19 protein-coding genes and 8 pseudogenes are annotated in these 25,792 nt (G+C 51.4%); 6 read left to right on the top strand and 21 right to left on the bottom strand.

From position 1 onward, the window contains the following. Positions 1-16: 16 nt before the first annotated feature. The 4 genes and pseudogenes from tet(X) to GTH24_RS20500 form a co-directional block, all read right to left on the bottom strand. On the bottom strand, positions 17-1,153 hold the full coding sequence (gene tet(X) / locus GTH24_RS20515; protein WP_044502094.1) for a tetracycline-inactivating monooxygenase Tet(X): 1,137 nt from the start codon (positions 1,151-1,153) through the stop codon (positions 17-19). A gap of 23 nt (positions 1,154-1,176) precedes the next feature. Continuing rightward, entirely contained in the window at positions 1,177-1,554 is a 378-nt protein-coding gene (locus tag GTH24_RS20510) for a hypothetical protein (protein WP_044502095.1), read from the bottom strand. 154 nt (positions 1,555-1,708) lie between these two features. Then, positions 1,709-1,888, bottom strand: a pseudogene (locus tag GTH24_RS22280) (beta-ketoacyl synthase); the annotation flags it as partial. 236 nt (positions 1,889-2,124) lie between these two features. Continuing rightward, positions 2,125-3,624, bottom strand: coding sequence for a transposase (locus tag GTH24_RS20500; RefSeq protein ID WP_164526953.1), 1,500 nt, complete (start codon positions 3,622-3,624; stop codon positions 2,125-2,127). A 460-nt stretch (positions 3,625-4,084) separates the two neighbouring features. Between GTH24_RS20500 and erm the strand changes: the two genes are divergently transcribed. Continuing rightward, complete coding sequence (gene erm / locus GTH24_RS20495) at positions 4,085-4,957, top strand: 23S ribosomal RNA methyltransferase Erm (protein ID WP_084929516.1); 873 nt, start codon at positions 4,085-4,087, stop codon at positions 4,955-4,957. A gap of 340 nt (positions 4,958-5,297) precedes the next feature. Here the strand turns inward: erm and GTH24_RS20490 are convergent. From GTH24_RS20490 to GTH24_RS20465, 6 genes and pseudogenes are all read right to left on the bottom strand, one after another. Beyond that, a pseudogene (locus GTH24_RS20490) lies at positions 5,298-6,326 on the bottom strand (IS91-like element ISCR2 family transposase); the annotation flags it as partial. A gap of 1 nt (position 6,327) precedes the next feature. Continuing rightward, positions 6,328-6,675 (bottom strand): annotated as a pseudogene (locus GTH24_RS20485) (toprim domain-containing protein); the annotation flags it as partial. Between the two features lie 82 nt (positions 6,676-6,757). Then, a complete protein-coding gene (locus tag GTH24_RS20480) occupies positions 6,758-7,270 on the bottom strand; it encodes a dihydrofolate reductase (protein WP_086371372.1) in 513 nt (170 codons plus the stop codon). Positions 7,271-7,615: 345 nt separating this feature from the next. Beyond that, a complete protein-coding gene (locus GTH24_RS20470) occupies positions 7,616-9,109 on the bottom strand; it encodes an IS91-like element ISCR2 family transposase (protein WP_001120888.1) in 1,494 nt (497 codons plus the stop codon). Positions 9,110-9,220: 111 nt separating this feature from the next. Beyond that, a pseudogene (locus GTH24_RS22415) lies at positions 9,221-9,433 on the bottom strand (repA); the annotation flags it as partial. A 93-nt stretch (positions 9,434-9,526) separates the two neighbouring features. Continuing rightward, positions 9,527-12,508, bottom strand: coding sequence for a Tn3 family transposase (locus GTH24_RS20465; RefSeq protein ID WP_140114247.1), 2,982 nt, complete (start codon positions 12,506-12,508; stop codon positions 9,527-9,529). A 185-nt stretch (positions 12,509-12,693) separates the two neighbouring features. On the opposite strand from GTH24_RS20465, the pseudogene aph(3'')-Ib reads away from it, so the two are divergent. After that, positions 12,694-13,496 (top strand): annotated as a pseudogene (gene aph(3'')-Ib, locus GTH24_RS20460) (aminoglycoside O-phosphotransferase APH(3'')-Ib). Then, positions 13,496-14,331, top strand: a pseudogene (locus GTH24_RS20455) (APH(6)-I family aminoglycoside O-phosphotransferase). Before aph(3'')-Ib ends, GTH24_RS20455 begins: the two co-directional pseudogenes overlap by 1 nt. A gap of 106 nt (positions 14,332-14,437) precedes the next feature. Here GTH24_RS20455 and GTH24_RS20450 read toward each other — a convergent pair. The 5 genes and pseudogenes from GTH24_RS20450 to GTH24_RS20420 form a co-directional block, all read right to left on the bottom strand. Next, positions 14,438-14,611, bottom strand: a pseudogene (locus tag GTH24_RS20450) (transposase zinc-binding domain-containing protein); the annotation flags it as partial. Between the two features lie 134 nt (positions 14,612-14,745). Then, positions 14,746-15,606, bottom strand: a complete 861-nt coding sequence (locus tag GTH24_RS20445; RefSeq protein ID WP_000027057.1) for a broad-spectrum class A beta-lactamase TEM-1 — start codon at positions 15,604-15,606, stop codon at positions 14,746-14,748. A gap of 820 nt (positions 15,607-16,426) precedes the next feature. Then, entirely contained in the window at positions 16,427-17,797 is a 1,371-nt protein-coding gene (locus GTH24_RS20435) for an IS1182-like element ISCfr1 family transposase (protein WP_000971921.1), read from the bottom strand. Between the two features lie 114 nt (positions 17,798-17,911). Continuing rightward, the gene (locus GTH24_RS20425; protein WP_000080861.1) at positions 17,912-19,048 is read right to left on the bottom strand and encodes a DUF3883 domain-containing protein; all 1,137 of its coding nucleotides are present in this window, start codon (positions 19,046-19,048) and stop codon (positions 17,912-17,914) included. Between the two features lie 50 nt (positions 19,049-19,098). After that, a complete protein-coding gene (locus tag GTH24_RS20420; protein ID WP_164526952.1) occupies positions 19,099-19,326 on the bottom strand; it encodes a hypothetical protein in 228 nt (75 codons plus the stop codon). Positions 19,327-19,349: 23 nt separating this feature from the next. Between GTH24_RS20420 and GTH24_RS20415 the strand changes: the two genes are divergently transcribed. Continuing rightward, positions 19,350-19,541 carry a hypothetical protein gene (locus tag GTH24_RS20415; protein ID WP_000951934.1) on the top strand — a complete coding sequence of 64 codons (192 nt, stop codon included), beginning with the start codon at positions 19,350-19,352 and terminating at the stop codon, positions 19,539-19,541. Positions 19,542-20,022: 481 nt separating this feature from the next. Here the strand turns inward: GTH24_RS20415 and GTH24_RS20410 are convergent, their stop codons facing one another. Together GTH24_RS20410 and aac(3)-IId are read right to left on the bottom strand one after the other, a co-directional pair. Further along, positions 20,023-20,565 (bottom strand): AAA family ATPase, encoded by a 543-nt coding sequence (locus tag GTH24_RS20410; protein ID WP_000587837.1) that lies wholly within the window; start codon positions 20,563-20,565, stop codon positions 20,023-20,025. 12 nt (positions 20,566-20,577) lie between these two features. Continuing rightward, positions 20,578-21,438 carry an aminoglycoside N-acetyltransferase AAC(3)-IId gene (aac(3)-IId, locus tag GTH24_RS20405; protein WP_164526951.1) on the bottom strand — a complete coding sequence of 287 codons (861 nt, stop codon included), beginning with the start codon at positions 21,436-21,438 and terminating at the stop codon, positions 20,578-20,580. Positions 21,439-21,670: 232 nt separating this feature from the next. Between aac(3)-IId and GTH24_RS20400 the strand changes: the two genes are divergently transcribed. Further along, positions 21,671-22,375, top strand: a complete 705-nt coding sequence (locus tag GTH24_RS20400; protein WP_001067855.1) for an IS6-like element IS26 family transposase — start codon at positions 21,671-21,673, stop codon at positions 22,373-22,375. Here GTH24_RS20400 and GTH24_RS22410 read toward each other — a convergent pair. Next, positions 22,321-22,578, bottom strand: coding sequence for a hypothetical protein (locus GTH24_RS22410; protein ID WP_305955150.1), 258 nt, complete (start codon positions 22,576-22,578; stop codon positions 22,321-22,323). The genes GTH24_RS20400 and GTH24_RS22410 overlap by 55 nt on opposite strands. Then, positions 22,560-23,540: an IS5-like element ISKpn26 family transposase gene (locus GTH24_RS20395; protein WP_000019441.1), complete on the bottom strand. Its 981-nt coding sequence runs from the start codon at positions 23,538-23,540 to the stop codon at positions 22,560-22,562. The genes GTH24_RS22410 and GTH24_RS20395 overlap by 19 nt, the downstream gene beginning before the upstream one ends. Before the next feature lie 153 nt (positions 23,541-23,693). Between GTH24_RS20395 and GTH24_RS20390 the strand changes: the two genes are divergently transcribed. Beyond that, on the top strand, positions 23,694-24,509 hold the full coding sequence (locus GTH24_RS20390) for an aminoglycoside O-phosphotransferase APH(3')-Ia (protein ID WP_000018326.1): 816 nt from the start codon (positions 23,694-23,696) through the stop codon (positions 24,507-24,509). Between the two features lie 182 nt (positions 24,510-24,691). Here the strand turns inward: GTH24_RS20390 and GTH24_RS20385 are convergent, their stop codons facing one another. Both GTH24_RS20385 and GTH24_RS20380 read right to left on the bottom strand, forming a co-directional pair. Then, the gene (locus GTH24_RS20385; protein ID WP_001067855.1) at positions 24,692-25,396 is read right to left on the bottom strand and encodes an IS6-like element IS26 family transposase; all 705 of its coding nucleotides are present in this window, start codon (positions 25,394-25,396) and stop codon (positions 24,692-24,694) included. A gap of 63 nt (positions 25,397-25,459) precedes the next feature. Beyond that, positions 25,460-25,774 (bottom strand): annotated as a pseudogene (locus GTH24_RS20380) (IS6-like element IS26 family transposase); the annotation flags it as partial. Positions 25,775-25,792 lie beyond the last annotated feature (18 nt).

Raw genomic sequence — 25,792 nt, 5'->3', positions numbered from 1 at the left:
TCCTCGCCTTTCTGTTTTATAGATTCATTAGTTTTTGGAAAGAAAAGTCGAGGCTGAACATTTCCGTTTCGTTTATTATTGATTCTGCCTGTGCTTCTCTTCCATAAGCAAACATTTGCTGTTCATAATTTTCAATAGCCTCTTCAATGCTGTTAAATTTCCCATTGGTCAGATTATCCGACAATATCAAGGCATCCATCAACCCACTGTTTACGCCTTGTCCTGCAAAAGGAGGCATCAAATGAGCAGCATCTCCAATCATCGTTATGGGTAATGGACGCTTACTTTTCCAAGACTTATCTAAGGGAAATATTCGTGTCGCTAACCCTACAAAAGATGATGTCAAACGAATCAGTTCTTTGTAGCGTTCGTCCCAATCGGAAAATTTTTTCAGGAGAAAATCAACGACACTATTTCTGTCTTGAAAATCTACCCGCGTTTTGCTTTTCCATTCATCAGGTGTTTTAAAACTTATTCCAAAATGCAATGCACCATTATTATTAGGATTCGCAAATAATAAATTACCTTGATGAGCAGCCATTAGCCGGTTTCCATTGCAAAGCTGAAAAAATCCAGGACAGTTCACCTCCGGTTGATGAATATCGGCTTGTATATTGAAAGTACCTGTTTCTTCAACTTCCGTGTCGGTAACAAATTTTCTTACTTTAGACATTCCACCATTGGCAATAATAACCAGATCTGCTGTTTCACTCGATTTATCCTCAAAAGTTAGTATCCACTTCTCCTTATCAGGTTCAAGGGTAACAAGTTTTCTATCCCAAATGACGGTATCATTTTGTAAACTATTTAATAGGATAGTCCTTAAGTCATTTCTGTTTATTTCAGGATTGTCAAAACGATTTTCGGGTCTTACATTTTTTGTGGTTAAAATATTGCCCTTTTCATCAACAATATTTACACCCATTGGTAAAGCTAAGTCATAATAAGTTTGTAACAATCCCGCTCTTTTCATTGCTTCCTGTCCCGAATCCCTGTGCAGATCAAGTGTCCCACCAAAAATCCTTGCATCTTGGTCTTTGTCTCTCTCGTAAACTGTAATGTCCACGCCGTTTTGCTGTAACAATCTCGCCATTGTTAATCCAACAGGCCCGGCACCAATTATTGTAATTTTTTTATGTTTTAGTAAAGTCATATTCTTGTTCGCTGGTTTTAATGTCAACTAATGTCTGTCAATTTAATCACTTTGTTTTTTTTAAATTCAAACACGGATTTTCCTGATAACTTTAGCTTTTGCCCTTTTTTTAAGCCGTTCGGAAAGTCAATTGCTAAAATTGCTGTATAATCAATTTCTATTTCAGTGCTGTTGTCAAAATGCCTAAACGATTTAACTGTCTGTGTTCTCTTTGCAAAGTATGTTTTTGCTGTTTCTGCCTGTTGTTTAAACGCTGTTAACCCTTTCAGCGATAAACTTATATCATTATTTTGAATGTTTTCAAAAACAATATTATCGTCAAGGTCTGCAACCATTTTTTTGATATCAAATTGGTTGTATCCATCGATGTAGTTATTGATGATGTTTACTCTGTCGGTCATATTTTGTAATTATTTATCGGTTACATATTGGTGTTGTCTGTAGGTTGTTCTACGATAATTGCCAACTTTTAACTTCTATACGAAGGAACATGTTGGGATACTTGAACTTTCGATTTAGCGCCAACACGAGCAAACCGAAGTTAGCACCTACTCTCTATTCAGCATATTTTTTAAAAATACTTGTGGCAATGTGTCCGCCAAAACCAAAAGTATTACTCATTGCGTAATTCACTTGCCGTTGTTGTGATTGGTGTAACGTCAAGTTAAATATATCCCTATATTCAGGTTCAATATCTACCGAATTGATTGTTGGCGGAACAATGTTATTCTGAACAACGTATAGGAAGAATAAACGCCCTTTTCACCCAAGTCCAACAGCTTTGGACCGCAGTTGACTCTTTCGACACCCCTGCGATGCAACCCAATCCGGCTGACGGGGAGCCAGCAACGCTGAAAATTTACCCTCCTCTTTCCCACTAGCGGCTCCTTTTCCGACAACCAGCACGGCGGATCCCTGCCGCGGCGCTGTGAACGCAGCATTTTGATTGGTATCGTTGGCCTTCAGGCTCGTCAGTCAAACAGACCCAGGAGCAGCTCAGCCGGTGGCGCCCGGCTTTCGGGTAACGCCCTGGTCCCGCTGGTTTCGGCTTTGTGCTTCAGGTGATCAAGGATCTGCTTGATCACTATAGGGTCTTCAATGCAGGCGATGACTTTCATGGCGCCGCCGCAGCCGCTGCAGGTCTCGATGTCGATATTGAAAACACGCTTGAGCCGTTGCGCCCATGTCATCGACGCTCGCCGTTGTGCTGGTGTTGCCGGTTCATCAGCCACCCTGACCTTGTTGCCCCTGCCCCGTTTTGCCGGCGTGACCAACGCCCGGTGCCGACTGTTGGGTGCGAACACCCCGTGGAAGCGGGTTAGGTTGACTCTGGGCTTCGGTACCAGGGCGGCCAGCCTTGCAATGAAATCCAATGGTTCGAAAATGACGTGCGTGGTGCCGTCCCGGTACGGCGTCTTGAGCTGGTAGCGCACGTTGCCGCCTCGTGTTAACGACAGCCGCTTCTCGGATACCGCCGGGCGGCTGATGTAGTGGCACAGCCGTTCGAGTTTGCTGCGCTCATGGGCCTTGGCCGCTACGCCGGCATGTAGCGAGAAACCGGCAACCTTACCGGGCATGTCACCAAACTGATCTTCCGGGTCGCAGGCGGGCAGTGTCTGCAGGGTGAACACCTTGCGCCCTGCCTGTGGCCCCACGGCGATGCGATACGTGATGGAATGCCCCAGCAGTGGAGTCATCGCATCTTCATCCACCGCATCCAAGGCCAGGTAACTGTTTTCAGCATCCCGCTCCAGTAGGCCTTGCCGCTCCAAATAGCGGCCGACCCGATGGGCGATGGTGTGCGCCAGTTGGGTGAGTTCGGCGCTGGTCGGCGCCCTGACCCAGAGGAACCGGGCTGTTCCATTGGGACGCTCAACGTACACGCCATCGAGGAACAGCATGTGAAAGTGAATGTTGAGGTTCAGTGCACTGCCGAAGCGCTGGATCAGGGTGACGGCACCGGTCTTGGCCGCTTGGTGGGTATAGCCCGCTTTCTTGACCAGATGCGTGGCGATGACGCGGTAAACGATGCCCAACACCCGGCCCATGACCTCCGGCCGGCTGGCGAACAGAAAGCGCAATTGAAAGGGAAAGCTGAGTACCCATTGGCGCATGGGCTGTACGGGCAGAACCTCATCGACCAGTAGCGCGGCGCTTTCGGCCATACGCCGTGCGCCACAACTAGGACAGAAGCCCCGACGTTTGCAGCTGAACGCAACCAGGTGCTCAGCGTGACACGACTCACAACGCACCCGCAGAAAGCCGTGTTCGAGACGGCCGCATTTGAGGTAGGCGTCAAACTCGCGTTGCACATAACCGGGCAGTTCCCTGCCCTGCGCCGCCAAATGGGCAGCGAACGTCGGGTAGTATTCTTCGACGATCCGATAGAGCAGGGTTTGCTCGGGCCGGTGACGCTGGTAACGACCAGTGTTCTCGTCCCGGCTGGCCATCCTGGCCGCCACTTGGGGCATGATCCGCATCCTTGCGATACTGTGTTTTTATACAGTTTATCGCTCAGCTGCGAGATATTGAAGTCTCAGCTGTGATGCCAGCCAGTGCCAGACATTGCCTGTGAGTGCCAGTCACTCCCACTCTATTGTAAATAGAGTTGAGTACTCTATGAAATAAAAGGGGCGAACAAAAAAGAAAGCTGCCTATTCTTTTACGAATAAGCAATTTTTCAGCACGGCAGAACTGAACCTTTGCGGGGAATATCCTTTACAAGTCATTTTTATTTAACTATTTTCGAAACCACTCTAAAATGTATTGTGTTTTCCTAATATATTTGCTAAAATATATGCTAAAATATATTAAGTATTGCCTTGTATAGAATTAGAGTACGCAACTCTATGAAAAATACGAGTTTACCAATAACGATACACCCAACGGCAACAAAAAATCAAATAGCCACACGGGTAAAGGAGTAGGCTATTGGAACGCAACATAAAAGACTCTCAAAATTTTTTACACAATGCCCAACTAGTAAATAAACTAGTCGGACTTAGCAATATAACTTGCGATGATTTGGTTTATGAAATCGGACCCGGCAAAGGAATTATCACTCGAGCCTTACTTGGACGCTGTAGACAAGTTGTTGCGATAGAGTACGACGCGGAATTGTACAGGCGATTGCTTGAGCAATTAAAGGGGCACGAGGATTTAGTTCTGCTGAACAGGGACTTTCTAACAGTAGATTTGCCGAGCGAGCCGTACAAAGTTTTTTCTAACATACCATTCAACATGACTGCGGATATTTTGAGCAAACTTTTGACGACGGGAAGGACGCCCGAGGATTTATATCTCGTCATGCAACAAGAGGCGGTATATAAGTACGCAGGTGAGCCTTTGTGCCAAGATGGATTTAAGTCGCTACTTTTTAAGCCGATTTACGAAATCAAAGTCATTCACAACTTTGATAAAGCGGACTTTTCGCCAAGCCCGAATGTATCAATATTTTTTGTGAACTTTCACAAAAAAGAATACTGCGACATAAAAAAATTGCCGCTAATCGACTACTGGGATTTCTTGGCTTTTGTATATTCCGCGCCAGGCAGATTTTTTAAGGAAAAAACAAAAAAAGTTTTTTCATACGAACAACAAAAGCGGATACGAAAGCAAATCGATCTTCACGAGGAGGCGTTTATTTCGGAATGGACATACAAACAATGGCTTGCCATGTTTGATGTATACTCTAAAATGGTTTCGCCAGAAAAAAAGAAATTGGTTATAGGCGCATATAGCCGATTGATTGCCGAGCAGGCAAAACTCGACAAACTACATCGTGACAGGAGCAAAAAGTATTAGCCGATGGCAAGCGTAACCTTTAAGAAAATAAACAAGGTTTACGACGGAAAAGTACAAGCCCTAAAAGACATAGAACTGAAAATCAATGCGCAAGATTTTTTAGTGATTGTGAGTATAGGAAGAATAAACGCCGTTTTTCTCCAAGTCCAGCCACTGTAGACCGCGAATGACGGCCTGCTTTGCCAGTGGGTGATTCTGAATCCGGCCCGTGTAGCCATCGATCCCGCCGAAAATTTACCCGTTTTTCCCGACAGCCGGGGCCAACCCAAGCCGCCGGCATAACGCATCCCTGCCGCGGCTGAATTACCGCAGCATCGTGATCGGAATCGTTTGGGACGGGTCAGTCAAACAGACCCAGGAGCAGCTCAGCCGGTGGCGCCCGGCTTTCGGGTAACGCCCTGGTCCCGCTGGTTTCGGCTTTGTGCTTCAGGTGATCAAGGATCTGCTTGATCACTATAGGGTCTTCAATGCAGGCGATGACTTTCATGGCGCCGCCGCAGCCGCTGCAGGTCTCGATGTCGATATTGAAAACACGCTTGAGCCGTTGCGCCCATGTCATCGACGCTCGCCGTTGTGCTGGTGTTGCCGGTTCATCAGCCACCCTGACCTTGTTGCCCCTGCCCCGTTTTGCCGGCGTGACCAACGCCCGGTGCCGACTGTTGGGTGCGAACACCCCGTGGAAGCGGGTTAGGTTGACTCTGGGCTTCGGTACCAGGGCGGCCAGCCTTGCAATGAAATCCAATGGTTCGAAAATGACGTGCGTGGTGCCGTCCCGGTACGGCGTCTTGAGCTGGTAGCGCACGTTGCCGCCTCGTGTTAACGACAGCCGCTTCTCGGATACCGCCGGGCGGCTGATGTACCGGCACAGCCGTTCGAGCTTCTTGCGTTCATCGGCCCTGGCCGCCACGCCGGCGTGCAGGCTGGACCCGGCTACCTTGCCAATCCCGTCACCGAACGGATCACCACTGGTCGGCAGAGTTTGCAAAGTGAACACCTTTCGCCCCGCCTGTGAACCGACAGCGATACGGTAAGTGATCGAGTGCCCCAGCAGGGGTGTCATCGGGTCGTCATCCACCGCATCCGAGGCCAGATAGCTGTTTTCGACATCCCGTTCCAGCAGGCCTTGCCGTTCCAGATAGCGACCCACCCGGTGGGCGATGGTGTGCGTCAGCTGGGTGAGCTCTGGGCTGGTCGGCGCCTTGACCCAGCGGAAACGCGCTGAGCCGTGGGATTGCTCGACATACACACCGTCGAGAAACAGCATGTGGAAGTGAACATTCAGATTGAGCGCCGATCCAAAACGCTGGATCAGGGTGACCGCGCCCGTCTTGGCCACTTGGTGGGTATGGCCCGCTTTCTTGACCAGGTGCCAATACCCATCTTTGTATCAACTCCCCTTCCTGCCCGGCATCCCCGCAATTGATGACTTCAGAACAAGATGCTACCAATTTTTCAATAACAGCAAATTGCCTTTTTACTCCATCGTTATCAATTAGTTTAATGCCAAATTTTTTAGGTACAATTGGCAGATCTTCCAATTTCCAGTATTTCCAATTTTCTTTGTAATCATGGGGTTCATTCAATGTACACAGATGGCCAAAAGTCCAGGTTACCCAATAGCCATTTCCTTCATAAAAGCCGTTGTTGCGTTGTTTTGCACCAATTACTTCGGCAATATCTTTTGCCACAGAAGGTTTTTCAGCTATACATAAAATCATAAGGAGGCAAAGTTAGTAAGGTCGTTGAAGTTTTGAAACCGTTACATACAAAACATTTCAACAAAAACAGTAAGTTTTAGAGTTATTTACGTGTATATTTTTTTATTTCAAAAGCAAAAGCGTGTTTTTCATCAATACCCTGTTTCAGTACAGTTTCACTATTCCACTCAGATTCAGAAAATTTAGGAAAAAAAGTATCTGCGTCAAACACTCCATCTACTTGTGTGATATACATTTCTTGAAGGATGTTTCGCTGCATAACTTCTGCATAAATTTGTCCCCCACCAATGATGAAAACAGTTCTTTCGGTTTCATTTTTATAGAACTCTAAACATTCAGTAAGTGAAAAAAAGACATGAGCTCCTGGTGCTTGATAGCCGATTTGGTGAGTTAAAACGGCATTTTCACGATTTGGCAAGGGTCTAAATTTCTCAGGAATAGATTCATAATTTTTACGTCCGGTTATTACTACATGACCTGTTGAAGTTTCTTTAAAGAATTTCATATCAGCCGGCAATTTCCATAACAAATCGTTGTCTTTACCAATGCCAAAATTTTTATCCATGGCAACAATTAATGATAGTTTCATAATGATCGGTATTGAATAATTAATTTTTTATTTGAGGCATTAAGCACATGCAATAATTTCTCAATTGGTTTTTTCACCTTTTCTTTCAAATGTAACTCATCTGCAGTTTGAATCATACGTATAGGAAGAATAAACGCCCTTTTCACCCAAGTCCAACAGCTTTGGACCGCAGTTGACTCTTTCGACACCCCTGCGATGCAACCCAATCCGGCTGACGGGGAGCCAGCAACGCTGAAAATTTACCCTCCTCTTTCCCACTAGCGGCTCCTTTTCCGACAACCAGCACGGCGGATCCCTGCCGCGGCGCTGTGAACGCAGCATTTTGATTGGTATCGTTGGCCTTCAGGCTCGTCAGTCAAACAGACCCAGGAGCAGCTCAGCCGGTGGCGCCCGGCTTTCGGGTAACGCCCTGGTCCCGCTGGTTTCGGCTTTGTGCTTCAGGTGATCAAGGATCTGCTTGATCACTATAGGGTCTTCAATGCAGGCGATGACTTTCATGGCGCCGCCGCAGCCGCTGCAGGTCTCGATGTCGATATTGAAAACACGCTTGAGCCGTTGCGCCCATGTCATCGACGCTCGCCGTTGTGCTGGTGTTGCCGGTTCATCAGCCACCCTGACCTTGTTGCCCCTGCCCCGTTTTGCCGGCGTGACCAACGCCCGGTGCCGACTGTTGGGTGCGAACACCCCGTGGAAGCGGGTTAGGTTGACTCTGGGCTTCGGTACCAGGGCGGCCAGCCTTGCAATGAAATCCAATGGTTCGAAAATGACGTGCGTGGTGCCGTCCCGGTACGGCGTCTTGAGCTGGTAGCGCACGTTGCCGCCTCGTGTTAACGACAGCCGCTTCTCGGATACCGCCGGGCGGCTGATGTACCGGCACAGCCGTTCGAGCTTCTTGCGTTCATCGGCCCTGGCCGCCACGCCGGCGTGCAGGCTGGACCCGGCTACCTTGCCAATCCCGTCACCGAACGGATCACCACTGGTCGGCAGAGTTTGCAAAGTGAACACCTTTCGCCCCGCCTGTGAACCGACAGCGATACGGTAAGTGATCGAGTGCCCCAGCAGGGGTGTCATCGGGTCGTCATCCACCGCATCCGAGGCCAGATAGCTGTTTTCGACATCCCGTTCCAGCAGGCCTTGCCGTTCCAGATAGCGACCCACCCGGTGGGCGATGGTGTGCGTCAGCTGGGTGAGCTCTGGGCTGGTCGGCGCCTTGACCCAGCGGAAACGCGCTGAGCCGTGGGATTGCTCGACATACACACCGTCGAGAAACAGCATGTGGAAGTGAACATTCAGATTGAGCGCCGATCCAAAACGCTGGATCAGGGTGACCGCGCCCGTCTTGGCCACTTGGTGGGTATGGCCCGCTTTCTTGACCAGGTGCGTGGCAATGACGCGGTAAACGATGCCCAGCACCCACCCCATGATCTCGGGCCGGCTGGCAAACAGGAAACGCAGCTGAAACGGGAAGCTCAACACCCACTGACGCATGGGTTGTTCAGGCAGTACTTCATCAACCAGCAAGGCGGCACTTTCGGCCATCCGCCGCGCCCCACAGCTCGGGCAGAAACCGCGACGCTTACAGCTGAAAGCGACCAGGTGCTCGGCGTGGCAAGACTCGCAGCGAACCCGTAGAAAGCCATGCTCCAGCCGCCCGCATTGGAGAAATTCTTCAAATTCCCGTTGCACATAGCCCGGCAATTCCTTTCCCTGCTCTGCCATAAGCGCAGCGAATGCCGGGTAATACTCGTCAACGATCTGATAGAGAAGGGTTTGCTCGGGTCGGTGGCTCTGGTAACGACCAGTATCCCGATCCCGGCTGGCCGTCCTGGCCGCCACATGAGGCATGTTCCGCGTCCTTGCAATACTGTGTTTACATACAGTCTATCGCTTAGCGGAAAGTTCTTTTACCCTCAGCCGAAATGCCTGCCGTTGCTAGACATTGCCAGCCAGTGCCCGTCACTCCCTGTCGTCTGGGCGTTCCTCTGGGCTAAACATCGACATGATCCGGCGCTTAATATCGCCGTCCTTGTTGACCAGCGTCTTGGTCACGAAGGCCGCGTATTCTTTGGCGTTGTCGTACCCTTTCCAGACCTCGTGGGGGTCAAGAGCGTAGGCGCAAACCCGCCCAGCGACTGGGATTCTGACCAAGGCGCGTTCTGTCTCAAGGTGGGGTTCTAGGGATTTTCCCCTCTAAAAAGACATAATCCTCTGTAGACCACACCAATAAATGGCTGCGGAGGTGGTTTACTTTCAGCTTGGAGCCTAATCATCCACTATCGGCCTTGTTATTTCGCCAATATTGGGCAATTTCCCAGTATTAGTGAAGTTATACGTTCCGCTTAAGTTGATATTTTGCCACGCAACGGGCGAAACAGCACGAGTGATACCCGCTTTCTCTTCATCTCCTCTCGCTTCAAAGTGTCCCAGAAGATGACTCAGTATCGCGGAGTTGAAGTAGATGATCGCGTTGGCAAGCAATCTTGCGCATTCATTCCAGATAGCGATTTCAGACTCGTTTTTGCCACGGAACTGATCACCATTCACCGACGCAATGGCTCGTCTAAGGAAGTGCCATGCTTCTCCCCGGTTCAGGGCACGTTGCACATACTGCCGCAAACTGGCATCGTCGATGTAGTCAAGTAAATATTGCGCTTTAACCAGTCGATTATACTCCGTCAGAGCCTGTAATATTGGGTGTCCAGAAGGGTAACCAGACAACTTTCTTACCAGCATTGCTTGTGTCGTCCGCTTTGTCTGAAGTGACAGAACAATACGCCTGATATCTTGCCATCCCGTTGTAATAACATTCGTTCTGATAGGCTTCTTTAGCGCCAGTATGGTGCTGCCTTGTTCACTTTCAGTCACATCAAACAGATCATTGATGACACTACTGAACTGCGCGTATCGCGGTGCAAAACTGTAACCGCATAGATCCAGTAAGGCGAAGTTAACATGATTGACACCGTGTGTATCTGTCGAGAGTACGTCAGGTTTGATTTCACTGCTGTTGGATTGTAACAGGTCATAAATATAGTGTGATTCGTGCTCGTTGGAACCGATGATCCGAGCATTGAGGGCGCTGTGGTTGGCCACCAGTGTCATGGCCGTGATCCCTTTGTTGGTGCCGAAATACTTAGAGGAGTACCGGGTTTTAAAGGTTTCCAGATGGGTTTCGAATTTCTGACCATCCGCACTGGCATGCAGCTGGTCCTCCTGAATATGGTAGTGGCGGAAGATGGGTAGCGCTGCAACCGCATTATTGATCACGTCGCTGGCGTCATGCAGCGTTTCAGGCCGGATATAGTTGGCCTGCACCGTACTCAGGTGTTCATAGCTTCGATCGGAGATCTGCGCCATGCCATACACACCACGGTGAGTGGCGTTGGCAATCAGAATGGCCAGTAAATCATCCTGATGAGTGAACCCTTGTTTTTGTATCGGAAGTACATGAGTCAGACATTTCATGAACCCGGTTTCGCGCTCTACATACCGCAGTACATCCGCGATACCGACCGGTTGCATTCGCTTAAAAAAGGGATTGTTGACCAGAGATGTAGCGCTTTTGGTCGGCAGACGCCAGCGGGTACCGGTACGATTTTTCATGATCACATTTCGATTGTCTCCCTCATCAATATGGAGAGCAACGTCTTTGAGTGCACTTTCCAGCCGGTGTTGTTTCTCCTGTAACAATAACTCTGCGGGCTGTTTTAGTCTGTCCAGTGTTGATGAGGCCAGCAAGGTATCCTGCGATGTCTGGGGGATCAGGTCGTCTTCCAGTGCGCGGTATTTGGTAACATTTGGCAAATAAATGCGTCCATTCAGTCGTGAGGTTAACTGCCGGTAGAGCAGCCATTCGTAACGTTGCGGGTTAACGTTATCCTGTTTAACCAACCATGGGAGGTGCTTTTTCGGGATGAGCGACGTATCCATCGTCTTCAGTGGTCCACCGAATGCGATTTCCGTCTGCATCTGTTGAAGTTGGGCGACGACGGCTTCTGAGCCTTTACCGGCCTCACATTCAAGGCACAAGAACACCTGCCTTAACAGTTGCTCCAGGAGATTGCATTGTTCATCGTAATGTTGCCACTGGTACTCTTCCACGGTCCGTTTCTGTTTTTTCAGGTAAAGGCAGAGGGTCTGGATATCCCTGTCATTCATGACCTTCAATGCCTGTTGTCTGACTACTGAGAAGGGTTGATTATCATCAATGTTCTCATCCACAAACAGATGCAGTAGCTCTGCCGCTTTCGTGACATTGTCCGCAGCTGACTGCCAGGACAGGAACACTGCTTGTTGTGCAAAGGCGTTGGCGGCTTCCTGTTGTTTTCGGATATGGTAAACAAACCCATCCGTCAGGCGCTCCAGTGCAAGTTGCATGCGCTCTGTCAGATGACACAGTAACCACAGGTGCTGCTGTGAGCGTTTGAAGCGCCGCACTTTACTGCCGTAGTAATCAATAAGGCCGCTGAAGTGTTGTCGATTTTTTAGCGACAGATTGAGCCTGTCCACAACGTCATTTATTTGCGTGTGCCATGGTGCTAACCGGTGGTAAATGGCGAGCTCTTTTTTAAGCTCAGGCACGGTCAGACTTTTGGCACCACCCCTGAGATGGCTCAGACTCAGCCCGTCGTCTTTAGTAGTGATTATGTTGTCCAGAAAGACGTTAAGTTCATTACTGGTAAGTTGATTCAGTTGGAGCGTCAGGTCTTTTCTGACCTGTTGCATTGTGCGGCTTATCAGTCTTTGAAGCACGGAGTACTTAGGAATGGCAATGTTATGGCTGGCAAGGTATTCAATGGCCGCATCAAAGAGGTGTCGAGGCTCCAGCCAGGCATGACCAATGTAAACCAGGTGGTGGCACAGAGCATTGAGGTGCTGTTTTTCATTCCACTTATTGTAATTTAGTAGACGCAGTATCCTTGAGTAAATACGGTCACGCTGCATTTTACTGACACTGAAAGGCCTGATCCCTTTACCTCTTTGAATTTGGGAGGCAATAAACTGCATGTCGATACTGATATCACGGAAACTCGGAGCAATGATCACTGGCTTAGATTTAAAATAGCCCAGAAGCGCCACGAAATAACAACGATGTTTAGTAAGCCTGATAGTACGGCATTCGGCCTGTTCTACATCGTTTAGCGAAAAATACAAACGTTGTTCCTCAATAGAAAACTGAGGTGCTGAATACAAGTCTCGTTGTTCTGCCTGAGTCAGAATCGAGAGTTCATTACTAATTGCCATGATGAATAAACGCCAATATGATTGATGGTGTTTATATAAGATGGCAGAATATTGGAAGGTAACCCACCGCCACAGACCATATAATATAATACCTGTAGCGTTCTATGTTACTTTAGAGGGGAAAATCCCTAGAACCCCAAGTTGAGCCACCTCCGCGCTTCATCAGAAAACTGAAGGAACCTCCATTGAATCGAACTAATATTTTTTTTGGTGAATCGCATTCTGACTGGTTGCCTGTCAGAGGCGGAGAATCTGGTGATTTTGTTTTTCGACGTGGTGACGGGCATGCCTTCGCGAAAATCGCACCTGCTTCCCGCCGCGGTGAGCTCGCTGGAGAGCGTGACCGCCTCATTTGGCTCAAAGGTCGAGGTGTGGCTTGCCCCGAGGTGATCAACTGGCAGGAGGAACAGGAGGGTGCATGCTTGGTGATAACGGCAATTCCGGGAGTACCGGCGGCTGATCTGTCTGGAGCGGATTTGCTCAAAGCGTGGCCGTCAATGGGGCAGCAACTTGGCGCTGTTCACAGCCTATCGGTTGATCAATGTCCGTTTGAGCGCAGGCTGTCGCGAATGTTCGGACGCGCCGTTGATGTGGTGTCCCGCAATGCCGTCAATCCCGACTTCTTACCGGACGAGGACAAGAGTACGCCGCAGCTCGATCTTTTGGCTCGTGTCGAACGAGAGCTACCGGTGCGGCTCGACCAAGAGCGCACCGATATGGTTGTTTGCCATGGTGATCCCTGCATGCCGAACTTCATGGTGGACCCTAAAACTCTTCAATGCACGGGTCTGATCGACCTTGGGCGGCTCGGAACAGCAGATCGCTATGCCGATTTGGCACTCATGATTGCTAACGCCGAAGAGAACTGGGCAGCGCCAGATGAAGCAGAGCGCGCCTTCGCTGTCCTATTCAATGTATTGGGATCGAAGCCCCCGACCGCGAACGCCTTGCCTTCTATCTGCGATTGGACCCTCTGACTTGGGGTTGATGTTCATGCCGCCTGTTTTTCCTGCTCATTGGCACGTTTCGCAACCTGTTCTCATTGCGGACACCTTTTCCAGCCTCGTTTGGAAAGTTTCATTGCCAGACAGGACTCCTGCAATCGTCAAGGGATTGAAACCTATAGAAGACATTGCTGATGAACTGCGCGGGGCCGACTATCTGGTATGGCGCAATGGGAGGGAGCAGTCCGGTTGCTCGGTCGTGAGAACAATCTGATGTTGCTCGAATATGCCGGGGAGCGAATGCTCTCTCACATCGTTGCCGAGCACGGCGACTACCAGGCGACCGAAATTGCAGCGGAACTAATGGCGAAGCTGTATGCCGCATCTGAGGAACCCCTGCCTTCTGCCCTTCTCCCGATCCGGGATCGCTTTGCAGCTTTGTTTCAGCGGGCGCGCGATGATCAAAACGCAGGTTGTCAAACTGACTACGTCCACGCGGCGATTATAGCCGATCAAATGATGAGCAATGCCTCGGAACTGCGTGGGCTACATGGCGATCTGCATCATGAAAACATCATGTTCTCCAGTCGCGGCTGGCTGGTGATAGATCCCGTCGGTCTGGTCGGTGAAGTGGGCTTTGGCGCCGCCAATATGTTCTACGATCCGGCTGACAGAGACGACCTTTGTCTCGATCCTAGACGCATTGCACAGATGGCGGACGCATTCTCTCGTGCGCTGGACGTCGATCCGCGTCGCCTGCTCGACCAGGCGTACGCTTATGGGTGCCTTTCCGCAGCTTGGAACGCGGATGGAGAAGAGGAGCAACGCGATCTAGCTATCGCGGCCGCGATCAAGCAGGTGCGACAGACGTCATACTAGATATCAAGCGACTTCTCCTATCCCCTGGGAACACATCAATCTCACCGGAGAATATCGCTGGCCAAAGCCTTAGCGTAGGATTCCGCCCCTTCCCGCAAACGACCCCAAACAGGAAACGCAGCTGAAACGGGAAGCTCAACACCCACTGACGCATGGGTTGTTCAGGCAGTACTTCATCAACCAGCAAGGCGGCACTTTCGGCCATCCGCCGCGCCCCACAGCTCGGGCAGAAACCGCGACGCTTACAGCTGAAAGCGACCAGGTGCTGGGGTCTGACGCTCAGTGGAACGAAAACTCACGTTAAGGGATTTTGGTCATGAGATTATCAAAAAGGATCTTCACCTAGATCCTTTTAAATTAAAAATGAAGTTTTAAATCAATCTAAAGTATATATGAGTAAACTTGGTCTGACAGTTACCAATGCTTAATCAGTGAGGCACCTATCTCAGCGATCTGTCTATTTCGTTCATCCATAGTTGCCTGACTCCCCGTCGTGTAGATAACTACGATACGGGAGGGCTTACCATCTGGCCCCAGTGCTGCAATGATACCGCGAGACCCACGCTCACCGGCTCCAGATTTATCAGCAATAAACCAGCCAGCCGGAAGGGCCGAGCGCAGAAGTGGTCCTGCAACTTTATCCGCCTCCATCCAGTCTATTAATTGTTGCCGGGAAGCTAGAGTAAGTAGTTCGCCAGTTAATAGTTTGCGCAACGTTGTTGCCATTGCTGCAGGCATCGTGGTGTCACGCTCGTCGTTTGGTATGGCTTCATTCAGCTCCGGTTCCCAACGATCAAGGCGAGTTACATGATCCCCCATGTTGTGCAAAAAAGCGGTTAGCTCCTTCGGTCCTCCGATCGTTGTCAGAAGTAAGTTGGCAGCAGTGTTATCACTCATGGTTATGGCAGCACTGCATAATTCTCTTACTGTCATGCCATCCGTAAGATGCTTTTCTGTGACTGGTGAGTACTCAACCAAGTCATTCTGAGAATAGTGTATGCGGCGACCGAGTTGCTCTTGCCCGGCGTCAACACGGGATAATACCGCACCACATAGCAGAACTTTAAAAGTGCTCATCATTGGAAAACGTTCTTCGGGGCGAAAACTCTCAAGGATCTTACCGCTGTTGAGATCCAGTTCGATGTAACCCACTCGTGCACCCAACTGATCTTCAGCATCTTTTACTTTCACCAGCGTTTCTGGGTGAGCAAAAACAGGAAGGCAAAATGCCGCAAAAAAGGGAATAAGGGCGACACGAAAATGTTGAATACTCATACTCTTCCTTTTTCAATATTATTGAAGCATTTACCAGGGTTATTGTCTCATGAGCGGATACATATTTGAATGTATTTAGAAAAATAAACAAATAGGGGTTCCGCGCACATTTCCCCGAAAAGTGCCACCTGACGTCTAAGAAACCATTATTATCATGACATTAACCTATAAAAATAGGCGTATCACGAGGCCTGTGGGAGGAAAATAAAGTGTCATCCTAACTACAGGACCCTGCAACGTAGCAATTCCTGCAAAAATCCATTTAAAACAATGACTTATTTCAATTCTGCCATCTGCAAGCGTTTTGTGGGGATGGAGGCCGGAATCATTAAAGTATCATCCTAATTTTCGCTCAACCTTGGAAAATGCTGAGAATCGTAAAAATAAAGTTTCATCCTTTCCGCTACTAGTTCAAGGCTTTCTTCCGGCCGCCGGCAACAACGCTGCTTGGCTGAGGCGATCCACTTGCGCTACCGCTCACTGATCAGATCGAACTTGAACTCGACGAGCAGCCAACCATCAGGCCGAGCGTGATCGCCAAAAAAAACGGATCATGCGAAATCCTTCGTTGAGTTTGGCGCGGGTTTTAGCAAATCAGCTGGCCCGCGATCCGGTTGAGAGTGATCCGAAGCGGTCCTTGACGACCGGCACAAATCGGCCGATTCTGTTGAAAAAGTAGCTTTAGCGGCAGCCTGCCGATCAGGTGTGCCTGCTGTCGAAGTGGCTGCAAGCCACTTCAAGTTGCCTTCCGGCGTTTCACTGAGCGTCCTTGCTCAGGTTTAAGGGTTAATTTGAGGGTTTCTGCTCGTAGCAGGCATACCTATCCCGTCAGCGGTGGCCCTTGAGGCAAAAGCTTGGCCATGCGGCGCAGGTTCTGCACCATCGCAGCCAAGGTGAATTCGTCAGTGGCACCCGTTAGGCCACGCAGTCGTAAACGGTCGAGTTTCATGATCCGTTTGAGGTGGGCGAAAAGCATCTCCACCTTCTTTCGTTCGCAGCGAGAGACGAGGTACTCCGGTGTCTTGGCGATGCGTCGAGCCACGTCGCGGGCAGCCTCATGGATGCTGCGGACGATCTTCCGATTCGGCGTGTTGGGGCAGCATTTCGCTTTCAACGGGCAGGTGGCGCAGTCGGTTTGGCTGGAGCGGTAAATGACGGTTTTGGCCTTAGTTACCCGCGACCTTTGCTGGGTGAAGGCGCGCCATTCACTGCGTAGCGGTTTGCCGGCTGGGCAGCGATATTCATTGGCGTCCTGACTCCAGTGAAAGTCGTTACTGGAGAGGCTGTCGTCCTTGCGCTCGGTCTTGTCCCACACCGGCACATGCGGTTCGATGTCCTTTTCTTCGACCATCCAGGCCAGCATCGGGGCGGTGCCATAAGCGGTATCGCCGATAAGGCGTTCCGGTGTGAGATCGAACTGCGCCTCGACACGCTCGACCATCGTCCTAGTCGAATCGACTTCGGCGGTACGGTGCGCCGGGGTAGCTTCCACGTCCATGATCACACCGTGCTCAGTGTCGATCAGGTAATTCGTGGAGTAGGCAAAAAAGGCCGGGCCACCTGGCGCTGCTGTCCAACGGGACTGAGGATCAGTGAGCGAAATTTTCTTGGGAAGAGCCTCAGCCAGCGCCTCTTCATCAAGGGCTTCGAGGTACTCGCGCACTGCGCGGCTGCTGAGCTTTGGATCGTTCCAATCGACCTCATCTCCCGCCACCCCACGTTGCCGGCTGGCATCCGCCTTAATGATGCTGGCGTCGACGGCGAAACCTTCACCCTTGACTAGGCCGGCTGCCATGCAGCGCCGCAGCACCTCATTGAATAACCAGCGGAATAGATCGCTGTCACGAAAACGCCCATGGCGATTCTTCGAGAAGGTCGAGTGATTGGGGACTTCGTCTTCCAGACCCAACCGGCAGAACCAGCGATAGGCCAGGTTCAGGTGCACCTCTTCGCACAATCGCCGCTCGGAACGAATGCCATAGCAGTAGCCGACGACCAGCATGCGCACCATTAACTCCGGGTCAATCGAGGGACGCCCGATGGGGCTATAGAAATCTGCCAGGTAGGCACGTAGATCACTGAGATCCAAGCACTGGTCGATGCTGCGCAGGAGATGTTGGGCCGGGACGTGATCTTCCAGATTGAACGAGTAGAACAGGCGCTGCTGTCCTCCCGGTAACTGTCCCATCATGCTGTTCGCCCCCACGCTCGCTGACAAAGCAATTTTGCCAACGGCATGGGGAGGCCGCTACTTTTTCAACAGAATCGGCCGCACACAGCCATTCGGCTCAACAGAACCCTGCCTTTACCCCACCAAACTCCGGAAACTCGCCCGGTAGTCCGTCGGCTTGAGATGCACATGTTGGCTGAGGTCGCCGGGTAGCGTGAACAGGCGCGGACCGTCCCGAAACTGGAACACGCGATACAGATGGAATTGATCGCCCGCCTCCTTGGAGAATTCGAGTTCGTTGTGGCTGACCAAGAAAGACGAGCCTACCCCGCCATTGGTGGTTTTCACCTCGATGAAGCGCTCATGGGCGTCCTCTTCGAACGACAGGATGTCGAACCCCGCACCGTCTCCCTGGGTGTCGGACACCCAATCCAGCCGCTGAAAAAGCTCTGGGTGGCCGAGCTCGGTCAGGCGTTGCTGTTCGTAGCCAATCACCCACTGCTCCCCTGCCCGGCCCAGCTTGCGGTTGGCTTCATCGCGAGCGGCATAATCGAACTTTCGCGGTAGGCGTTGCCGTAGAGATGCCGGGGTACGCACAAGCACTTCACGGGCGGGTGGTTCTACCAAAGCCGCTCGGTAGGTTTTGTCACCCGGAAGTTTTACCTCCTCCAGGGCATCGACAAGAGCGCCGACCGTCTGCTGATGTTCCAGAACGTAGGCGTGTACGGATTTACGCAGCAGCAGTTGGCTGTTGCCGCGTGGCTTGTAGCCGTTGATATAGGGCAGGCCCAGGGCATCGAGTACGGCGCTAATGTTCTGGTGCTTGAGCTCGACTGAAGACTTGCTGCGACCGTTCAGCAGTTGGCGCAGTGCCTGGTTGTGCTCGGACTTGTGGTACGGCTCCCCAGCCGCCTCGGCACGCAGCATGTCGAAATAGTCTTCGACCGTGGCCAGGACCTCTTCTTCGGACCAGTCTTCGCCGATGCGAATGATGCGAAACCCGAGCCGCGTCAGCGCCGGAACGACGGTCGTCTCGCCACCGGAGAAGCTGTCAGCAGTGAGCGGGCCCTGCTCGGGAAATTGCTTGCCGAAGGCCACACCGGCGATGGCCTTGGAATCGCAATCGGTGCCGGTCTTCGGATCACGTACCAGGAAGTCGCGGGACTTGCCGTAGCCGTGGCGCGCCAGGAATTTCGTGCGGCCCAGTTGCACGAACTCATCGATGGCAGCCTGCACGGCGGCGGGGCTTCGAAGCTGGGAGAGTTGAGACACAGGGTCCTTCCTTACTGTCATGGTGTGCCGGGAACCGCCGAGCCACGAGATTATGAGTAGCCCCTGAACAGAAACGTCACGATAAAAGCCGTGAACGCCACCAGGCCCATTAAATCCCTTGCGTATTTGCAGCCCGTGCTGTCCAAACCTGTACCAGGTCCGCTCAACACGCTCCAACCATTGAGGTACGAAAACACCGCCTGACCGAACAAAAAATGCGTGATAGCCGCCGCAGCCATGACGCCGGAATCGTCAGACAGGCTGTAGCTGTTGACCATTGCCCTGTACGCCTGCATCTGAAATGGCTATTGCCCTGATGGGAGCCGGCTTTTCAGCCACCGACACCAGCGATGCCGTCAATATTCTTTACCCGATAACCATGACCGTACAAGCTAACAAGGCCTGGCAAGCCAGCGGACTTAAAAAGTCTTTTTTTCTACCATCCCACAAAAAAGTTCGTGGTGGAGAAAAGATAAGCTATGCAAGGCTTTAGGAGACGTGGTTTTTCAGGATGACGAAGAACGATTCGGCGCTAGGTGCAACATAGGTGCATCGCACGAGCGCTAGGAACGGCGAAAAAAGGCGGACGTGGCGAAATCGGTAGACGCAGCAGACTTTAAAATTGGAGTGCCCGCGGGGAAATCCGCGGAGTAGAACCGCTCAAAGTCGGGGAACGCTAACGGGCAATACCCTAAGCCAATCCCGAGCCAAGCCCCTTCGGGGGAAGGTGTAGAGACTGGACGGGCGGCGCCTAAAGCCTTCGGGCAATGGCGAAGGGACAGTCCAGACCACGAACGTCATCAGACGGCGGCGAAAGTCGAGGTGGTACGAAAATCTGCTTCTCTGTGAGAGTACGGGTTCGAGTCCCGTCGTCCGCACCACAAAGCCAAACATCCCTGCGATGATCGACCTCTGGGCGTTTGGTCGTGAGCCCGCCACCCTCGCGCTACGCTTTGCGCAGGCGTCGAAGGCGATCAGGTGCGCCCATCGATTCCGTCGAGCACCATCGCTGCGAGTTCATCGCTGGTGTGTGCACCACTATCGAGAACACGGGTTGTGCATGGAAGCCGTTCCCTTGCGGCCAAGCATCGGGCGACATTCGCTAATCGCCACTCTCGAATCTCCGCATTTCGATTCGGGTCAGGATGCATGGTCTGGTTCGCGATCCGGTGACGCAATAGGTCCTCGTTGAGCGTCAGAAAGATGTGCAGCAGCTGATCGTCGATCCGCCTTACCCCGTCGAGTATCTCAGTCAGATAGTCCGGGTGCACGAGCGTCATTGGGATGATGATGTCCTGCGAGTAATTCCTTCGAATCTCCCTGACCGCCGCGATCGTAAGTCCCCTCCACAAGGGGAGATCCTGATAGTCTCCGCTCGCTGGCATGGGGACCGTTTCTTTCACCACGAACCCGATTTCCTCGGGGTCAAAGATCAGCGATTTGGAACGCCGATCGCGCAGCCGCTTAGCGAGCGTCGTCTTTCCGGCGCCGAAAGGTCCGTTGATCCAGATTATCATTGTCGACGGCCTCTAACCTGAAGGCTCGCAAGAGCGCTCGACGGCCTCGTGCGGAGGCACGATCGGAGTGGTTCCGAAATGCTTCTCAAGATAGGTGACGCCGAACGTCACGATGTCCTGCGCGTCGAACAGGTAGCACTGAGCAAAGCCCACGACACCTTCTCGATGGCGACCGAGCTTCACGTAAGCATTTGCTATAGTTTCAACCGCATCCGGCTTTCCTTCGATAGCAAAGCAATCGAGAATGCCGTTTGAATCGTAATCCGATGCCGTTTTCCAGGCGACTTCACCGTCTCTTCCAAGCATCGGCATCTCATACGTCACCCACCGTTTGTTGGGGATATCGGCAACCGCCTCGGCGTAGTGCAATGCGGTAACGGAGTTTAGCGGCGCACCCAACAGCAGGGCCTTCCCGCCAAGGCGAACGAACCGCTCGACGGGCGATCCTTCCCCCAAGGCGTGACCGAGTTCGTGAGGCTCCGTCAGCGTTTCAGCCAGCGGACCAACCGCGACCATCGATGCATCGGGGTGCGCGCTGCGCCGCGCGCCGGGGGCTTGAACCAGAAATTGATTCAGCAGGCCGAACCCACGGTAAGTCCCGGCTGTTGCGGGATCGAACGGCAGCCAGGTACGGCGGGCTTCGTCATCCAGCCGAGCGCCATTCAGAGTCTCCTCGTAGGGTGATCGGTCCCACGACGCGTATCCTATCACAGTGCCAGTCGGCCCAACCGCGGAGCGTAACGCGGCAACGACCGTCTCCGCTCCTCCTTCGACCGGACCAATCGCTTTAAGTGAGGCATGCACCATCAAGAGGTCACCGGTTTGGACTCCGAGTTTTTGAAGCGCCTCCGTTATTGCCTTCCGCGTATGCATCGCGATATCTCCTCTAAACTGCAAAACACTATACGGGGTCTGACGCTCAGTGGAACGAAAACTCACGTTAAGGGATTTTGGTCATGAGATTATCAAAAAGGATCTTCACCTAGATCCTTTTAAATTAAAAATGAAGTTTTAAATCAATCTAAAGTATATATGAGTAAACGGCACTGTTGCAAATAGTCGGTGGTGATAAACTTATCATCCCCTTTTGCTGATGGAGCTGCACATGAACCCATTCAAAGGCCGGCATTTTCAGCGTGACATCATTCTGTGGGCCGTACGCTGGTACTGCAAATACGGCATCAGTTACCGTGAGCTGCAGGAGATGCTGGCTGAACGCGGAGTGAATGTCGATCACTCCACGATTTACCGCTGGGTTCAGCGTTATGCGCCTGAAATGGAAAAACGGCTGCGCTGGTACTGGCGTAACCCTTCCGATCTTTGCCCGTGGCACATGGATGAAACCTACGTGAAGGTCAATGGCCGCTGGGCGTATCTGTACCGGGCCGTCGACAGCCGGGGCCGCACTGTCGATTTTTATCTCTCCTCCCGTCGTAACAGCAAAGCTGCATACCGGTTTCTGGGTAAAATCCTCAACAACGTGAAGAAGTGGCAGATCCCGCGATTCATCAACACGGATAAAGCGCCCGCCTATGGTCGCGCGCTTGCTCTGCTCAAACGCGAAGGCCGGTGCCCGTCTGACGTTGAACACCGACAGATTAAGTACCGGAACAACGTGATTGAATGCGATCATGGCAAACTGAAACGGATAATCGGCGCCACGCTGGGATTTAAATCCATGAAGACGGCTTACGCCACCATCAAAGGTATTGAGGTGATGCGTGCACTACGCAAAGGCCAGGCCTCAGCATTTTATTATGGTGATCCCCTGGGCGAAATGCGCCTGGTAAGCAGAGTTTTTGAAATGTAAGGCCTTTGAATAAGACAAAAGGCTGCCTCATCGCTAAGGAAGGTGCGAATAAGCAGGTCATTTCTTCCCAAGCTGACTCGCTGATTAAAATTTCGCGGATCTGGGCCGATTTTTTTCCCGCAAACACATCGAATCAGCCTATTTAGGCTATTTTTTCCGCCATTTCTGGCGTTATTTCCGGTTTTTACTGAGATCTCTCCCACTGACGTATCATTTGGTCCACCCGAAACAGGTTGGCCAGGGTGAATAACATCGCCAGTTGGTTATCGTTTTTCAGCAGCCCCTTGTATCTGGCTTTCACGAAGCCGAACTGCCGCTTGATGATGCGAAACGGGTGCTCCACCTTGGCACGGATGCTGGCTTTCATGTATTCGATGTTGATGGCCGTTTTGTTCTTGCGCGGATGCTGCTTCAAGGTTTTTACCTTGCCGGGACGCTCGGCGATCAGCCAGTCCACATCCACCTCGGCCAGCTCCTCGCGCTGTGGCGCGCCTTGGTAGCCGGCATCGGCTGAGACAAATTGCTCCTCTCCATGAAGCAGATTACCCAGCTGATTGAGGTCATGCTCGTTGGCCGCTGTGGTGACCAGACTGTGGGTCAGGCCACTCTTGGCATCGACACCAATGTGGGCCTTCATGCCAAAGTGCCACTGATTGCCTTTCTTGGTCTGGTGCATCTCCGGATCGCGTTGCTGCTCTTTGTTCTTGGTCGAGCTGGGTGCCTCAATGATGGTGGCATCCACCAAAGTGCCTTGGGTCATCATGACGCCTGCTTCGGCCAGCCAGCGATTGATGGTCTTGAACAATTGACGGGCCAGTTGATGCTGCTCGAGCAGGTGGCGGAAATTCATGATGGTGGTGCGATCCGGCAGGGCGCTATCCAGGGATAATCGGGCAAACAGGCGCATGGAGGCGATTTCGTACAGGGCATCTTCCATGGCACCGTCGCTCAGGTTGTACCAATGCTGCATGCAGTGAATACGCAGCATGGTCTCCAGCGGATAGGGCCGTCGGCCATTGCCCGCCTTGGGATAAAACGGCTCGATGACAGCGGTCATATTCTGCCATGGCAGAATCTGCTCCATGCGGGAGAGGAAAATCTCTTTTCGGGTCTGACGGCGCTTAGTGCTGAATTCACTATCGGCGAAGGTGAGTTGATGGCTCATGATGTCCCTCTGGGATGCGCTCCGGATGAACATGATGATCTCATATCAGGAACTTGTTCGCACCTTCCCTAACTTTGCAACAGTGCCGATAAAAATATATCATCATGAACAATAAAACTGTCTGCTTACATAAACAGTAATACAAGGGGTGTTATGAGCCATATTCAACGGGAAACGTCTTGCTCGAGGCCGCGATTAAATTCCAACCTGGATGCTGATTTATATGGGTATAGATGGGCTCGCGATAATGTCGGGCAATCAGGTGCGACAATCTATCGATTGTATGGGAAGCCCAATGCGCCAGAGTTGTTTCTGAAACATGGCAAAGGTAGCGTTGCCAATGATGTTACAGATGAGATGGTCAGACTAAACTGGCTGACGGCATTTATGCCTCTTCCGACCATCAAGCATTTTATCCGTACTCCTGATGATGCATGGTTACTCACCACTGCGATCCCCGGGAAAACAGCATTCCAGGTATTAGAAGAATATCCTGATTCAGGTGAAAATATTGTTGATGCGCTGGCAGTGTTCCTGCGCCGGTTGCATTCGATTCCTGTTTGTAATTGTCCTTTTAACAGCGATCGCGTATTTCGTCTCGCTCAGGCGCAATCACGAATGAATAACGGTTTGGTTGATGCTAGTGATTTTGATGACGAGCGTAATGGCTGGCCTGTTGAACAAGTCTGGAAAGAAATGCATAAGCTTTTGCCATTCTCACCGGATTCAGTCGTCACTCATGGTGATTTCTCACTTGATAACCTTATTTTTGACGAGGGGAAATTAATAGGTTGTATTGATGTTGGACGAGTCGGAATCGCAGACCGATACCAGGATCTTGCCATCCTATGGAACTGCCTCGGTGAGTTTTCTCCTTCATTACAGAAACGGCTTTTTCAAAAATATGGTATTGATAATCCTGATATGAATAAATTGCAGTTTCATTTGATGCTCGATGAGTTTTTCTGATAGTTAGTCTTTGTAGAGACACAAACCTGAAATTCCGGACACCGCGCTTCAGGACATCTCCCTGGACGCCGATATCTGGCAGTATCCGGACGGTACTATCGAACGCCGGGCCAACGGTACTACCCTGCCCGGCACTGTTGCAAAGTTAGCGATGAGGCAGCCTTTTGTCTTATTCAAAGGCCTTACATTTCAAAAACTCTGCTTACCAGGCGCATTTCGCCCAGGGGATCACCATAATAAAATGCTGAGGCCTGGCCTTTGCGTAGTGCACGCATCACCTCAATACCTTTGATGGTGGCGTAAGCCGTCTTCATGGATTTAAATCCCAGCGTGGCGCCGATTATCCGTTTCAGTTTGCCATGATCGCATTCAATCACGTTGTTCCGGTACTTAATCTGTCGGTGTTCAACGTCAGACGGGCACCGGCCTTCGCGTTTGAGCAGAGCAAGCGCGCGACCATAGGCGGGCGCTTTATCCGTGTTGATGAATCGCGGGATCTGCCACTTCTTCACGTTGTTGAGGATTTTACCCAGAAACCGGTATGCAGCTTTGCTGTTACGACGGGAGGAGAGATAAAAATCGACAGTGCGGCCCCGGCTGTCGACGGCCCGGTACAGATACGCCCAGCGGCCATTGACCTTCACGTAGGTTTCATCCATGTGCCACGGGCAAAGATCGGAAGGGTTACGCCAGTACCAGCGCAGCCGTTTTTCCATTTCAGGCGCATAACGCTGAACCCAGCGGTAAATCGTGGAGTGATCGACATTCACTCCGCGTTCAGCCAGCATCTCCTGCAGCTCACGGTAACTGATGCCGTATTTGCAGTACCAGCGTACGGCCCACAGAATGATGTCACGCTGAAAATGCCGGCCTTTGAATGGGTTCATGTGCAGCTCCATCAGCAAAAGGGGATGATAAGTTTATCACCACCGACTATTTGCAACAGTGCCATAAAAATCGACAGTGCGGCCCCGGCTGTCGACGGCCCGGTACAGATACGCCCAGCGGCCATTGACCTTCACGTAGGTTTCATCCATGTGCCACGGGCAAAGATCGGAAGGGTTACGCCAGTACCAGCGCAGCCGTTTTTCCATTTCAGGCGCATAACGCTGAACCCAGCGGTAAATCGTGGAGTGATCGACATTCACTCCGCGTTCAGCCAGCATCTCCTGCAGCTCACGGTAACTGATGCCGTATTTGCAGTACCAGCGTACGGCCCACAGAATGATGTCACGCTGAAAATGCCGGCCTTTGAATGGGTTCATGTGCAGCTCCATCAGCAA

This window comes from Proteus vulgaris (assembly GCF_011045815.1).
Lineage (GTDB): Bacteria > Pseudomonadota > Gammaproteobacteria > Enterobacterales > Enterobacteriaceae > Proteus > Proteus vulgaris_B.
Note: the sequence above shows the minus strand (reverse complement) of the source record. Positions and strands in the feature narration are given on the sequence as shown.

Excerpts from the sequence above, each read along its gene's own strand:
- GTH24_RS20470 (WP_001120888.1), bottom strand. The coding sequence starts at position 9,109 with ATGCCTCATGTGGCGGCCAGGACGGCCAGCCGGGATCGGGATACTGGT.
- GTH24_RS20500 (WP_164526953.1), bottom strand. The coding sequence starts at position 3,624 with ATGCCCCAAGTGGCGGCCAGGATGGCCAGCCGGGACGAGAACACTGGT.
- GTH24_RS20390 (WP_000018326.1), top strand. The coding sequence starts at position 23,694 with ATGAGCCATATTCAACGGGAAACGTCTTGCTCGAGGCCGCGATTAAAT.
- GTH24_RS20420 (WP_164526952.1), bottom strand. The coding sequence starts at position 19,326 with ATGGTCAACAGCTACAGCCTGTCTGACGATTCCGGCGTCATGGCTGCG.
- GTH24_RS20445 (WP_000027057.1), bottom strand. The coding sequence starts at position 15,606 with ATGAGTATTCAACATTTTCGTGTCGCCCTTATTCCCTTTTTTGCGGCA.
- GTH24_RS20410 (WP_000587837.1), bottom strand. The coding sequence starts at position 20,565 with ATGATAATCTGGATCAACGGACCTTTCGGCGCCGGAAAGACGACGCTC.
- GTH24_RS20395 (WP_000019441.1), bottom strand. The coding sequence starts at position 23,540 with ATGAGCCATCAACTCACCTTCGCCGATAGTGAATTCAGCACTAAGCGC.
- GTH24_RS20510 (WP_044502095.1), bottom strand. The coding sequence starts at position 1,554 with ATGACCGACAGAGTAAACATCATCAATAACTACATCGATGGATACAAC.
- GTH24_RS20435 (WP_000971921.1), bottom strand. The coding sequence starts at position 17,797 with ATGATGGGACAGTTACCGGGAGGACAGCAGCGCCTGTTCTACTCGTTC.
- GTH24_RS20415 (WP_000951934.1), top strand. The coding sequence starts at position 19,350 with ATGGCTATTGCCCTGATGGGAGCCGGCTTTTCAGCCACCGACACCAGC.
- GTH24_RS20400 (WP_001067855.1), top strand. The coding sequence starts at position 21,671 with ATGAACCCATTCAAAGGCCGGCATTTTCAGCGTGACATCATTCTGTGG.
- GTH24_RS20465 (WP_140114247.1), bottom strand. The coding sequence starts at position 12,508 with ATGGCAATTAGTAATGAACTCTCGATTCTGACTCAGGCAGAACAACGA.
- GTH24_RS20385 (WP_001067855.1), bottom strand. The coding sequence starts at position 25,396 with ATGAACCCATTCAAAGGCCGGCATTTTCAGCGTGACATCATTCTGTGG.